Raw genomic sequence first — 12352 nt, 5'->3', positions numbered from 1 at the left:
ATCACCGCACAAATACCGCTATGGATTCGACGTGCGAGGTATGCGGGAACATATCCATGACGCCGGCCGAGGCCAGCCTGAAGCCATGCCGCTCGACCAGGATGCCGGCGTCGCGCGCCAGCGAGGCGGGATGGCAGGAGACGTAGACGATACGCCGCGTCTGCTTGTGCGGCAGGTATTCCAGCACCTTGTCCGCGCCGGCACGCGGCGGATCGAGCAGCAGCTTGTCCCATGGCTGCTTCGCCCAGTCGGCGGCGCGCTGGTCCTCGAACAGGTTCGCCACGTGGAAGCGCGCGTTGCCGATGCCGTTGCGCACGGCGTTCTGCGCGGCGCGCTCGACCAGGCCGTGCTCGCCTTCCACGCCGACCACCTCGGCCACGCGGCGGGCGATCGGCAGGGTGAAGTTGCCGAGGCCGCAGAACAGGTCCAGCACGCGGTCGCCCGGCTGCGGGTCGAGCAGTTCCAGCGCGCGCGCCATCATCAGCTGGTTCATGCCGGCGTTGACCTGCACGAAGTCGAGCGGCTGGAACTCCAGTTCGACGTCGGCAAAACGCGCGTCGCCGCTGGCGATGCGGAACGCCAGCCGCGGGTTCTCCGGCCACAGCGGATGCACGCTGCTGGTGCCGCCCGGCTGCAGGTAGATCGCGAAACCGTGCTGCCCGCCGAACGCGATCAGTGCGGCACGGTCGCGCTCGCTCAGCGGCTGCATGTGGCGGAACACCAGCGCCATCAGGTCGTCGCCGGCGGCGAACTCGATCTGCGGGATGTCGTTGACCGCGTCCATCGTGCCGAGCAGGTCGGCGAGCAGGCCGACCTTGGGGCCGAGCGCCGGGTGCATCACCTCGCATTGCCGGATCTCGGTGACGAAGCGCGGGTTCTGTTCCTCGCGGAAACCCACCAGCACGCGCTCCTTCTTGGCCACATGGCGCACCGACAGCCGGCCCTTGCGCCGGTAGCCCCACGGCTCGGCCGTGAGCGGCGGCAGCCATGCCTGCGGCGCGACCTTGCCGATGCGCTCGAAGTTTTCCGCCAGCACGCGCTGCTTGGTCTCGATCTGGGTGGCGGCGTCCAGGTGCTGCAGCGAGCAGCCGCTGCACTCGGCGAAGTGGCGGCAGCGAGGCTCCACCCGGTGCGGCGAGGCAACGATCACCTCGACCACGTCCGCCTCGTCGAAGTGGCGGTGGCGCTTGCGCAGCTTCGCCGTCACCTGCTCGCCGAGCAGGGCGCCGCTGATGAACACCGCCTTGCCGTCGACCCGCGCCACGCCACGGCCGTCGTGGCCGAGATCGGTGATGTGGGCTTCGAAAAGCGTCGACGGAACGGAGTTGGATCGGGACATGGGGTGCGGATCGTGAGGCTGGCTCCCGATTATCCCAGATCAGTCCTCGCTGCGCCTGCGGGAGCGCACCCTGTGCGCGATGCTTGCCGTGACGTGACGCAAGGCATCGCGCGCAGGGTTGCATTCATTTTTTCTGCCAGGCGCCGGAGGCGTCCTGGTAGTACCAGCCTGCGTGCGCCTTCTCGATCCAGCTCTTGGCGAAGGTGGTGCGGATCTGCGCCTCCCACTCCGGATGGTTGTTGGCGTTGGCGATTTCGCGGTACAGCGCGGTGCGGTCGCGGTTCTCGTCGGCCACGGTGGCATTTGCCTGCGCGCGCTGGCTCAGCGGCACCTTGGCGGCGTCGCGCATGGCCACCATGCCGTCGCGGGTGAAGCCCACCGCGCCGCTGTCGAGCAGTTCGCCCAGCGCGCCCTGGAAGCGGCCCTGCATGCGGCCACGGATCGCCTCGGTGGCGGCGGTCTGGATGCGGATGTCCGGCGTGTCGGCGGCATGCGCGGCCGGCACCAGCAGGTCGAGCAGCATCGCCGACGGCTGCGCGCCGCCATCCTTCGCCGCCGGCTGCTGCACCTTCGGTGCCGGCTTGGCGGGCGCCGCCTGGTTCAGCACGTTGCCGATGAACTGGTCGGCGGCCTTCTGCGCGGCGGCCTCGGGAAAGTACACGTTGATGGTGACGCAGCCGACCAGCGCCACGGCCAGCGAGGTCAGAATGACGTAGACGAGCTTGCGCATGACGAACTCCTGTCGTTGAAAGGGGTGGAAGAGCCGCCATCCGCAGCTGGGTTCAGCGGATCTGCGGCGCTCCTCCGTGGATCGCATCCTGCAGGCGCCGCACCAGGGTCGGCCAGTCGACCTGGGTCTGGTGACCGACCACCTGCAACCGCGGCAAGCCGCTGCCTTCGACGATAGTGTAGCCGTCGTCGGTGGCCTCCAGACCGCTCATCCGGCACAACGTGCCCTGCAGCGTGCAGTTGAGGCCGATGCGCTTGTAGCCGAAGGTCTTGAACAGCTTCAGCACGGCGCCCTGCAGGCCGGCCGCCATGCCGCCGCCACCGACCGCAGTGAGGTTGTTCACCGCGCGCTGGCTGATCCGGCCGCCCTCGCCTGCCAGCAGGCTGGCCTTGAACGCGACCGGGCTCCAGTTGACCAGGCGCAGATCCTCGATCGAACCGTCCAGCGGGCCGGTGATGCCGCCGAAGTCGAACACGCTGGTGATCGCGGCCAGGTCCAGCTGCTTCAGGGTGATGTTACCCGTCAGTACCGGGGTGGCGCCGAACGGCTGTTGCAGCGAGAGATCGGTGATGTCGACGAAGCCGCCGAACAGGCTGGCCGACAGGCCGCCGTCCAGCTCGAAACGGTCGTCGACCCAGCGCAGCGACGGAATCGCCCCGCCGAGCGTGCCGGGAAACGCCGGCCAGCCCATCGCCTGGCTGAAGGCGGCCATGTCGACGCCGGTCAGCGCCAGCGAGGCCGCCAGCCGCTGTCCCTTGGCCGCTGCCGGGCGCCAGTCCAGCTGGCCAATGCGCAACTGGCCCTGCAGCACCGGCACCAGCAGCGGCTGCTGCAGGCTGAGCATGCCGGCGCGGCTCCGCCACTGCGATTGCGCGGCGCCGTTCGCTATCCGGTGGAACTGCAGCTTGTGCCAGCTCAGCGTGGTAGCCGGCCGTTCGCCGTCGATCGCCCAATCCAGCCCGCCATGCAGGCCATCGACCGCCAGCCGGCCATCGGCGTCGGCCAGGTCCAGCCCGTCGGTGTCGAACGCGAAGCCGTGCGGGCCATCCGCACGCAGGTCCAGCCTGCCACTCAGCTGGCCGGTGATGCGCATGTCGCGCAGGCCCAGCGTGCTCAGCCACGCCTCGCCGTAGCGCTGGTAGGCCGCCGGGAAGTTCGCGCGCAGGCGGTCCAGCCGCAGGCTCTTCAGCGTGCCGTTCGCGTCGAAGGCCAGCGCGCCGTCGAGCTGCAGCGCGTCGGCATCGTTCAGGCGCAGGTGGCTCAGTTCGAAGGCGCCGTTCTGCGCATTCGCATGCAGGGCCAGCTGGACCGGATGACCCGGCAGCTTCGCGTAGATCGGCCCCAGCAGCAGCTCGCCGCCACGCAGGCTGGCATCCAGCTCGATCCGCGCCGGGCCGGCGGTGGTGTCGAGGCTGAAGCGCCCGCTGCCGTCCAGTCCCTGCCCGGCCAGGGTGCCGCTTGGGGTGTCGAAGCCCAGCTTGACCAGGGTGAACTGCCCGGACGACTGCAGGCCGGGATCGCGCAGGTCCAGCGCCAGTTCGGCATCCAGCCGGCCGCCAGTGGGACGCCCCGACCAGACCGTGCCGAGCAGGCCTTGCAGCCAGCCGACGGGGAGATTGTCCAGGCTGATCTGCGCATGCGTGGGCTGGTCCAGCGGCAACGCGGTGCTGGCATGGGCCTTGCCCTGCACGATATCGACGAGCAGGGTGTTGGCCGCTTCGCTGAGCACGATGTTCACGTGGGCGTCGCTGAGCGCACCGCCCGGCGCACCGGCCAGGCGCACGTTGCCGTCGAGGCTCCAGCGCAGGCGGGCGTCCCGTTGCAGGTTGCCATCGAGGCTCAGGCCCAGCCGCCGCCAGCCCATCGCCGGCACGTCGGCCTGCTCCGCGCTCAGTTGCAGCCGCAGTCCGCCGGCGGCATCTTCGCCGAGGCGCAGGGTGACCGCCTGCAGGCGGGCGCCGGGCACGCTGATCGACTTCGCCGTCAACAGCACCTCCGCCCGCGCAGGCAGCGTCCAGCCGAACCCCAGCAGCAGGCAGCAGCACAGCAGGAAGTGGCTTGAAGTCGGGCGCATGTCAGGCCATTCTGCCAAATCAAGATGAACGATATGGATTTCGTCATGAACAGCCCCCTTGCCAACACCGATTCCGACCCGATCGGCACTGCCCGTGCCCACGTACTGGTGGCCGACGACGATCCCGGCAGTTGCCGTTTCCTGTGCGACGGGCTGGACTCGATGGGCGCCCAGACCGAAGCCTGCATGGACGGCATGGCGGCCCTGCAACGGGCACGCGCCGAACCGTTCGACCTGCTGCTGCTGGATTGCCGCATGCCCGGCGCCGGCGCGCTGCAGATCCTGACCGCGCTGCGCGCGGACCAGCGGGCGTGCTCGGCGGAAAGCATCGCGGTGGCCACCACGGCCGAGCTGGAACCCGGCGGCCGCCAGTCGCTGCTCGACGCGGGCTTCAGCCAGATCCTGCTGAAGCCCTGTGGCCTGGCCGAGCTGCAGCAGGTGCTGGCACTGGTGCAGCCGGATCGTCACCCCGCCGGCATGCTGGACGACCGGGCCGCGCTGACCGCCACCGGCGATGCCACCACCATGCGCGCGCTGCGCCTGCTGCTGCGCGAGGAGCTGGCCCTGCTGCACCAGGAGCTGGATGCGCTGAGCCGCGACCGTGCCGGTTTCAGCGAGCGCCTGCACCGGCTGCGTTCGTCCTGCGGTTTCTGCGGCGCGACCGCGCTGTCGGCGCAGACCGTGCTGCTGCAGCAGCAACTGCTGCAGCGCGGCGCCACGCCGATCGCGCTGGCACGCTTCCGCCAGGCCCTGCTGGCGACGCTGCAGGCGCTGGACAGCTAATCAGGCGTTGCCCTGCGCCCCGAGACCGCCGTCGCCAGCACCCGCCAGGCGCGCAGCTCGCCGCCGCCCAGGTGGAAGCGGATCACCTCACGCATCATGTCGCGCAAGGCCTTGAGGCCACGGGCGTCGGGCACCCGGTCCTGGCCGAGTGCCAGCAGGTCGCTGCCGCGCAGCGCATGGGGGCGGTCGGCGGCGCAGCGCACCGCCCCCTGCTCGACCAGGTAGCGGTAGCTGGCCGCCGCCGCCAGCGGTTCGCCGGAGTCCGAGTCGTGCTGCAGTTGCAGGCCGTAGCCAATCGCCTCCAGCAGATCGCGCTCGAAGCGGCGCAGGCTCCAGGCCAGCGATTCACCGGCAGCCAGCCGCGCCAGGGTGCCGGCATAGGCGTCGAACAGCCGCGGGTACGGGTCCTGCCGGCCGGTCAGGCGCACCACCAGCTCGTTGAGATACAGCCCGGCCAGGCCGGCGTCGCCCGGCAGGCGCAACGGCGTGCCTACCGTTTCGACTCCGGTCAGCGTGGCCATCTCGCCGCGCAGCAGCAGGTCCATTGCCAACGGCTGGAACGGTTCCAGCTGGGCCCGGCGCAGGCGCGAGCGTTCGCCGCGCACGCCGCGCGCCACCACGCCGAGCCGGCCATGCTCACGGGTCAGGCATTCGAGCAGCAGCGACGTCTCGCGATAGGGGCGCGCATGCAGGACGTAGCTGGGTTGCTGTTCGAGGCGCATGGCTGGTGGGCAGGGAATAGGAAATCGAGCATGGGGAACAGGAACAAAGCCGCGATCCCGACGATTCCCGATGCCCTCAATCGGTATAGCCGAACTTCTTCAGCATGTTCTCGTCGTCGACCCAGCCTTCGCGCACCTTCACCCACAGCTTGAGGAACACCTTGCGCTCGAACATGCGTTCCATGTGACGCCGCGCGCCCGTGCCGATCGCCTTGAGCTGGGCGCCGCCGTTGCCGATCACGATCGCCTTCTGGCCGGCGCGCTCGACCCAGATGATCGCGTGGATCTCGGCGATGCCGTCGGGACGGTCGTTGAACTGCTCGATCTCCACCGTGGTGGCATAGGGCAGCTCCTGGTCGAGCCGCAGCATCAGCTGCTCGCGCACCATCTCGGCAGCGAGGAAGCGCTCGCTGCGGTCGGTGACCTCGTCCTCGCCGAACACCGGTGGGCGCACCGGCAGGCGCTGCAGGATCGCCTGCTCCAGTTCCTGCAGGCCCTGCCCCTTGAGCGCGCTGACGTAGTGGATCTCGTCATAGCTGTGCTTCGCCACCAGTTCGGCCACGAACGGCAGCATCACCGTCTTGTCCTTGTTGAGGTCGACCTTGTTGATCACCAGCAGGCGCGGCGACGACTGCTCGACCAGGGCGGCGTACAATGCCTCGTCCTCGTCGGTCCAGCGGCCGGCCTCGATCACCTGCACCACCAGGTCGACATCGCTGATCGCCGAGCGCGCGGCGCGGTTCAGGCTGCGGTTCATCGCACGCTTGGCGCCGCGATGCAGCCCGGGCGTGTCGACGTACATGATCTGCCCGGCCTCGCTGGTGTTGATGCCGAGGATGCGGTGGCGGGTGGTCTGCGGCCGCGGGCTGGTGATCGACAGGCGAAAACCGATCAGCGCGTTGAGCAGGGTGGACTTGCCCACGTTGGGACGCCCGGCCAGCGCGACCGTGCCGCAGCGGAAGTTATCGTGCGGCAGGCTGCCGGCGGCGGAGTCCAGTTCTTGGTTCATGACGCGGGTTGCTCGACGGGTCGGGTGGCAAGTGTAGTGCTTCGCCGGAAGCGGCAGGCGGGCGGTTCAGGTGGCGAGGCGGCGAGGTCAGGCGTCGCGCTGCTGCTCCAGCAGCTGGTTGAGCACGGCCTCGGCCGCGTCCTGCTCCGCGGCGCGGCGGCTGCCGCCATGGGCTTCGGCGGTGAATGCGATCGGCTCGCCGATGCTGCAGCTGACCTCGAAGGTCTTGGCGTGGTCCTCGCCGTGGCTGGCCACCAGTTCGTAGTGCGGCAGCGGCAGACCCTTGGCCTGCAGCCACTCCTGCAACCGCGTCTTGGCATCCTTGGAGGAGCGGCGCAAGGCGGCGATGCGCTCGGCGAACAGCCCGCGCACGAATTCGCGGCAGGCATCGAAGCCGCCATCCTGGTAGACCGCGGCGACCATCGCCTCGAACGCATCGGCGAGGATCGAATCGCGTCGGAAGCCGCCGCTCTTCAATTCGCCCGGGCCGAGCTTCAGCCCGTCGCCCAGGTCCAATTCGCGGGCCACCACGGCCAGCGCCTGGCCATTGACCAGTTGCGCGCGCAGCCGCGACAGCTCGCCTTCGCTGGCCCGGGGATGCGCTTCGTAAAGCATCTCGGCGACGATCGCGCCGAGCAGCGCATCACCGAGGAACTCCAGCCGCTCGTTGTTCGGTTTGCCGACGCTGCGGTGGGTCAGTGCCAGCTGCGCCAGCGTCGGGTCGCGAAAACGGTAGTTCGGTTCCAAATTTACTCGCCCACGTTGCCCTGCAGCGGCACGCTCTTGTCGAAGTGCAGCAGGAAGTCGATGTTGTACATGAACGGAATCTGCTTGTCGTAGGCCACGCGCAGCTGGTTGGCGCCGCCGCTGTTGCGCACGATGGTGATGTTCGCCGGCTTGATGGTGGCGTCGTCGACGTACTGGAAGCCCATCTTGAACATCAGGCCACGGCGAATATCGTCCAGCGACTTGCCGTTGGTGCCCTCGGTGGCGACCTGGTTCATCGCCTTGACCACGCCCATATACTCCGAGTAGGACGGCAGCAACTTCATGCCCATATAGGCCAGGAAGCCAACGATGGCCATGATGATCAGGAACCCGATCAGGGTGACGCCGGACTGCTTCGATTTCATAGTCCCCTCGCTATGCCGCCTGTTCGGCGTGCCTGTCTGTGAATGGTGATCCGGGCATGGCGACCGTGGCCGCCCCCGCCGGCGTGCCGATTATGCCTGCGGATTCTCGCACTGTCGGCGGCCGCGCGTGCGCAGCGGTTCGATCCCGTCACGCTTTCGCCCACCGGCCGGCCGCGGCCGGCCTCAGTGGATCACCGTGCCGATGCGCGAGAAGTCCACGCCGCCCGTGCCCCAGCCCTTCCAGCTCATCCAGATCAGGAACGCCTTGCCGGCCAGGTTCTGCTCCGGCATGCAGCCCCACCAGCGGCTGTCCAGGCTGTCGTAGCGGTTGTCGCCCATCACCAGGTAGCAGCCCGGCGGCACCTTCGAGGGCACCCGGTCGTTCGGGATCGAATTGGGCGTGGTGTAGGCCGGCATGCGCGCGATCATGTGGTTGACCTTGCCCAGGTGCTCGGTCCATACCGTGGCGCCCATGTTCAGCATGATCTGGTCCACGCTGCGCTGCGGGTTGCCCACGTACGGGCCGATCTCCTCGGCGTTCACCCGCTGGCCGTTGACCCACAGCTCGGCACCGTGCACCTCGATGCTGTCGCCCGGCAGGCCGATCACCCGCTTGATCCAGTTCTGCGCCGGTACCGGCGCATGCGGGTCGTTGCAGCTCATGTCGCCGCTGCGCACCAGCGTGTCGCCGTCCTGGCACAGGTAGCCGGGGAAGCGGAACACCACCACGTCGCCGCGCTGCGGCTCGCCGAGGTCGACCAGCTTGTTGTTGAACGCCGGCATGCGCAGGCCGTAGGCGAACTTGTTGACCAGGATGAAGTCGCCCACGTCCAGCGTCGGCATCATCGAGCCGGACGGGATGCGAAAGGGTTCTGCCACGAACGAGCGCAGCAGCAGCACCGCCAGCACCACCGGGAACAGCGAGCGCGACCAGTCCACCGGCATCGGGTCGCGGTATTCCTCGCCGGCCGCCTCCAGCCGCGCCTTGCGCTTCTTGTACAGGAACAGGCGGTCCAGACCCCACACCACGCCGAACAGCACGGTGAGGCCAAGCAGAATCGCCGAGAAATCGAATTCCATGCCTTAACTCCAGGTTGCCTGACGGATCATCGCTGATCGCACTTGTTATTTGTCGACCTTCAGTACAGCCAGGAACGCTTCCTGCGGAATCTCCACGCGACCGACCTGCTTCATGCGCTTCTTGCCTTCCTTCTGCTTTTCCAGAAGCTTCTTCTTGCGGCTGACGTCGCCGCCGTAGCACTTGGCCAGAACATTCTTGCGCAGGGCTTTCACCGTGGAGCGCGCGATAATTTGGGCACCCACGGCGGCCTGGATCGCCACGTCGAACTGCTGGCGTGGAATCAGATCCTTCATCCGCTCGACCAGGTCGCGTCCGCGGCGGTCGGCGTGGCTGCGGTGCACGATCAGCGACAGCGCGTCGACGCGATCGCCGTTGATCAGCACGTCCACGCGCACGAACGGGCCGGCATCGAAACGCTCGAAGTGGTAGTCCATCGAGGCATAGCCGCGCGAAACGGATTTCAGCCGGTCGAAGAAGTCCATCACCACTTCGGCCAGCGGCATTTCGTAGCTGATCTGCACCTGGGTCGCCAGGTACTGGATCGAACGCTGCACGCCGCGCTTTTCCTCGCACAAGGTGATCACGTTGCCGATGTAGTCCGGCGGGGTGAGGATGTTGGCGACGATGATCGGTTCGCGGATTTCCTGCACCAGGCTGGAATTCGTCGGCAACTTGGCCGGGTTGTCCAGCATCATCGTCGAACCGTCGGTCTTGAGCACCTCGTACACCACGGTCGGCGCGGTGGTGATCAGGTCAAGGTCGTACTCGCGTTCCAGCCGCTCCTGCACGATTTCCATGTGCAGCATGCCGAGGAAGCCGCAGCGGAAGCCGAAACCCATCGCCTCGGAGGATTCCGGCTCGAAGAACAGCGCGGCGTCGTTCAGGCGCAGCTTGTCCAGCGCCTCGCGCATCGCCGGGAAGTCGTCCGACGAGACCGGGAACAGGCCGGCGAACACCCGCGGCTGCATGGTCTGGAAACCGGGCAGCGCCTTGTCGGCCGGCTTGCCGGCCAAGGTCAGCGTGTCGCCGACGGGCGCGCCGTGCACGTCCTTGATCGAGGCATTGATCCAGCCCACCTCGCCGGCGCCGAGCTTGTCCAGCTTCTTGCGCTTGGGCGTGAACACGCCGACGTCGTCCACCTCGTGGGTGCGCCCGGTGGACATCACCAGCAGCTTGTCGCCGGGCTTGATCTCGCCCTGCATCACGCGCACCAGCGAGACCACGCCCAGGTAGTTGTCGAACCACGAGTCGATGATCAGCGCCTGCAGCCGGTCGGTGTCGCGCGGCTTGGGCGGCGGGATGCGCGCCACGATCGCCTCCAGCACCTCGACCACGTTGAGGCCGGTCTTGGCGCTGATCGCCACCGCATCGGTGGCGTCGATGCCGATCACCGCCTCGATCTCGCCCTTCACCTTCTCGATGTCGGCCGTCGGCAGGTCGATCTTGTTCAGCACCGGCACCACTTCCAGCCCCATCTCCACCGCGGTGTAGCAGTTGGCGACGGACTGCGCCTCCACGCCCTGGGCGGCATCCACCACCAGCAGCGCGCCTTCGCAGGCGGCCAGCGAGCGGCTGACCTCGTAGGAGAAGTCGACGTGGCCGGGGGTGTCGATGAAGTTGAGCTGATAGGTCTTGCCGTCGCGCGCGGTGTACGGCAGCGACACCGATTGCGCCTTGATGGTGATGCCGCGCTCGCGCTCGATCGGATTGTTGTCCAGCACCTGCGCCTCCATCTCGCGGTCGGCCAGGCCGCCGCAGAGGTGGATGATGCGATCGGCCAGGGTCGACTTGCCGTGGTCGATGTGGGCGATGATGGAGAAGTTGCGGATCAATTCCATGGAGCGCGGGCGGCCTGTCGGGCTTGGGCTTGCCGCCACGCACCATGCGTGGCGGCGCATCGGCATGAAGCGATGCTAACCCGGTATTGTCGCACGGAACCCGCCAGCGCCAAGCACGCCCCCCGCGGCGCGGGGTACCCCGCGGGGTGTCATGCGAACCGCGGTTCGATCACTTGTCATCCGGCACGGTCAGGCCGACGAAGTTGCTCTGCTCGCCGCGGCGCACCAGCAGCAGCACCGTGCTGCCAGCCTTCACGCCCTTGGTGGCCGCCTCGAACTCGGCCACGCTGCCGATCTTCTGCTGGTTGACCATCAGGATCACGTCGCCCGCACGCAGCCCGGCCTGTGCCGCCACCGGCCCGGCGATGTCGCCGATCACCACGCCCTGACCCGGCTTCAGTCCGAGCTGCGTGCGGGTGCCGTCGTCGATCGACTGCACGGTCAGGCCCAGCGCGGCCGAGCCGCTGTGTGCCAGCGACGGGGCGGTGCCCTGGCCGTTCACCGCGTTGCGGTCGCGCGCGGCCTCGCTGATGGTGACTTGAAGCGTCTGCTTCCTGCCGTTGCGCAGGATTTCCACCGGCACCTTGCTGCCCGGCTTGGTCATGCCCACCAGCGGCGGCAGGTCCGAGGCCTGCTGCAGCGTGCGCCCGTCGTAGGCCAGGATGACGTCGCCGGACTGGATGCCGGCCCTGGCCGCACCGCTGTTCGCCGTGACGTCGACCACCGCGGCGCCCACACCGTTGTCCAGGCCGAACGCCTTGACCATGTCGTCGTCGACCGGCTGCACCGTCACCCCGAGCATGCCGCGCGACACGTAGCCCTTGCTCTTGAGCTGCTGCACCGCGTTCATCGCCACGTCGATCGGGATCGAAAACGCCACCCCGGAGTAGGTGCCGGTGTTGGAATAGATCTGCGAGTTGATGCCGACCACCCGGCCCTGCAGGTCGAACAGCGGACCGCCGGAATTGCCGCGGTTGATCGGCACGTCGGTCTGGATGAACGAGGTGTACGGCTGGTCGCGCTGGCCCAGGTTGCGGCCCACCGCGCTGACGATGCCCTGGGTCACGGTGTAGTCGAAACCGAACGGCGAGCCGATCGCCAGCACCCACTGGCCGGGCTTCAGGCTGCGCGAATCGCCGAGGGTCACCGCCGGCAGGCTGCCGCCGGCATCCACCTTGAGCAGGGCGATGTCGTAGGTCGGGTCGGTGCCGATCACCCTGGCCGTCAGCGTACGCCGGTCCTGCAGGCGCACGGTGACCTTGTCGGCATGGTCGACCACGTGATTGTTGGTGAGGATGTAGCCGTCGCCCGAGATGATGAAGCCCGAACCCAGCGAGGTGTGCCGCTGCTCCTGCGGCGACGGCATCATCGGCATGCCGAAGAAGCGCCGCAGGATCTCCGCCTGCGGGTCGTCCGGCATGCCTTGGCCGGGCATCATCTGCCCGCCGATGCTGCGGCTGCTGCCCTGCCGCTCGCCGTTGTAGCGGGCCTCGACGTGCACCACGGCCGGCGCGTTCTTCTGCACGATGCCGGTGAAGTCCGGCAGCGCCGCTGCGGCCGGCGCCTGCGCCTGCACCGTGCCGGCAGCGGCGATGCCCAGCAGCGCGCAGCACGCCAGGCTGCGCAAGATGGAATGGTTCATG

11 protein-coding genes are annotated in these 12352 nt (G+C 68.3%); 1 reads left to right on the top strand and 10 read right to left on the bottom strand.

Translation table 11 applies throughout. From position 1 onward, the window contains the following. Nucleotide 1: 1 nt before the first annotated feature. From rlmD to RHOOR92_RS0101705, 3 genes are all read right to left on the bottom strand, one after another. Nucleotides 2–1339, bottom strand: coding sequence for a 23S rRNA (uracil(1939)-C(5))-methyltransferase RlmD (gene rlmD / locus RHOOR92_RS0101715; RefSeq protein ID WP_007511296.1), 1338 nt, complete (start codon nt 1337–1339; stop codon nt 2–4). A 124-nt stretch (nt 1340–1463) separates the two neighbouring features. Next, the gene (locus tag RHOOR92_RS0101710) at nt 1464–2069 is read right to left on the bottom strand and encodes a YdbL family protein (protein ID WP_007511294.1); all 606 of its coding nucleotides are present in this window, start codon (nt 2067–2069) and stop codon (nt 1464–1466) included. Nucleotides 2070–2121: 52 nt separating this feature from the next. Then, the gene (locus RHOOR92_RS0101705; RefSeq protein ID WP_007511292.1) at nt 2122–4143 is read right to left on the bottom strand and encodes a hypothetical protein; all 2022 of its coding nucleotides are present in this window, start codon (nt 4141–4143) and stop codon (nt 2122–2124) included. Between the two features lie 45 nt (nt 4144–4188). On the opposite strand from RHOOR92_RS0101705, the gene RHOOR92_RS0101700 reads away from it, so the two are divergent. After that, the gene (locus tag RHOOR92_RS0101700) at nt 4189–4926 is read left to right on the top strand and encodes a response regulator (protein ID WP_231378287.1); all 738 of its coding nucleotides are present in this window, start codon (nt 4189–4191) and stop codon (nt 4924–4926) included. Here the strand turns inward: RHOOR92_RS0101700 and recO are convergent. The 7 genes from recO to RHOOR92_RS0101665 form a co-directional block, all read right to left on the bottom strand. After that, entirely contained in the window at nt 4923–5648 is a 726-nt protein-coding gene (gene recO, locus RHOOR92_RS0101695; RefSeq protein WP_027484357.1) for a DNA repair protein RecO, read from the bottom strand. The two genes, RHOOR92_RS0101700 and recO, sit on opposite strands and share 4 nt — an antisense overlap. A 76-nt stretch (nt 5649–5724) precedes the next feature. Beyond that, entirely contained in the window at nt 5725–6657 is a 933-nt protein-coding gene (era, locus tag RHOOR92_RS0101690) for a GTPase Era (RefSeq protein ID WP_007511287.1), read from the bottom strand. A gap of 87 nt (nt 6658–6744) precedes the next feature. Continuing rightward, entirely contained in the window at nt 6745–7404 is a 660-nt protein-coding gene (gene rnc, locus RHOOR92_RS0101685) for a ribonuclease III (RefSeq protein WP_015447999.1), read from the bottom strand. A 2-nt stretch (nt 7405–7406) separates the two neighbouring features. Beyond that, nucleotides 7407–7790 carry a DUF4845 domain-containing protein gene (locus RHOOR92_RS0101680; RefSeq protein ID WP_007511284.1) on the bottom strand — a complete coding sequence of 128 codons (384 nt, stop codon included), beginning with the start codon at nt 7788–7790 and terminating at the stop codon, nt 7407–7409. Between the two features lie 183 nt (nt 7791–7973). Further along, nucleotides 7974–8870, bottom strand: a complete 897-nt coding sequence (gene lepB / locus RHOOR92_RS0101675) for a signal peptidase I (RefSeq protein ID WP_027489401.1) — start codon at nt 8868–8870, stop codon at nt 7974–7976. Between the two features lie 45 nt (nt 8871–8915). Further along, on the bottom strand, nt 8916–10709 hold the full coding sequence (gene lepA, locus RHOOR92_RS0101670; protein ID WP_007511281.1) for a translation elongation factor 4: 1794 nt from the start codon (nt 10707–10709) through the stop codon (nt 8916–8918). A gap of 169 nt (nt 10710–10878) precedes the next feature. Next, the gene (locus RHOOR92_RS0101665) at nt 10879–12351 is read right to left on the bottom strand and encodes a Do family serine endopeptidase (RefSeq protein WP_027484354.1); all 1473 of its coding nucleotides are present in this window, start codon (nt 12349–12351) and stop codon (nt 10879–10881) included. Between the last annotated feature and the right edge of the window lies 1 nt (nt 12352).

Source organism: Rhodanobacter sp. OR92, from assembly GCF_000427545.1.
GTDB lineage: Bacteria > Pseudomonadota > Gammaproteobacteria > Xanthomonadales > Rhodanobacteraceae > Rhodanobacter > Rhodanobacter denitrificans.
This window is presented reverse-complemented; position numbering and strand designations above follow the sequence as displayed.

Bases quoted from the DNA above. Each gene is read 5' to 3' on its own strand.
- rlmD (WP_007511296.1), bottom strand. From the start codon at position 1,339: ATGTCCCGATCCAACTCCGTTCCGTCGACGCTTTTCGAAGCCCACATC.
- RHOOR92_RS0101710 (WP_007511294.1), bottom strand. From the start codon at position 2,069: ATGCGCAAGCTCGTCTACGTCATTCTGACCTCGCTGGCCGTGGCGCTG.
- RHOOR92_RS0101705 (WP_007511292.1), bottom strand. From the start codon at position 4,143: ATGCGCCCGACTTCAAGCCACTTCCTGCTGTGCTGCTGCCTGCTGCTG.
- RHOOR92_RS0101700 (WP_231378287.1), top strand. From the start codon at position 4,189: ATGAACAGCCCCCTTGCCAACACCGATTCCGACCCGATCGGCACTGCC.
- recO (WP_027484357.1), bottom strand. From the start codon at position 5,648: ATGCGCCTCGAACAGCAACCCAGCTACGTCCTGCATGCGCGCCCCTAT.
- era (WP_007511287.1), bottom strand. From the start codon at position 6,657: ATGAACCAAGAACTGGACTCCGCCGCCGGCAGCCTGCCGCACGATAAC.
- RHOOR92_RS0101680 (WP_007511284.1), bottom strand. From the start codon at position 7,790: ATGAAATCGAAGCAGTCCGGCGTCACCCTGATCGGGTTCCTGATCATC.
- lepB (WP_027489401.1), bottom strand. From the start codon at position 8,870: ATGGAATTCGATTTCTCGGCGATTCTGCTTGGCCTCACCGTGCTGTTC.
- lepA (WP_007511281.1), bottom strand. From the start codon at position 10,709: ATGGAATTGATCCGCAACTTCTCCATCATCGCCCACATCGACCACGGC.
- RHOOR92_RS0101665 (WP_027484354.1), bottom strand. From the start codon at position 12,351: ATGAACCATTCCATCTTGCGCAGCCTGGCGTGCTGCGCGCTGCTGGGC.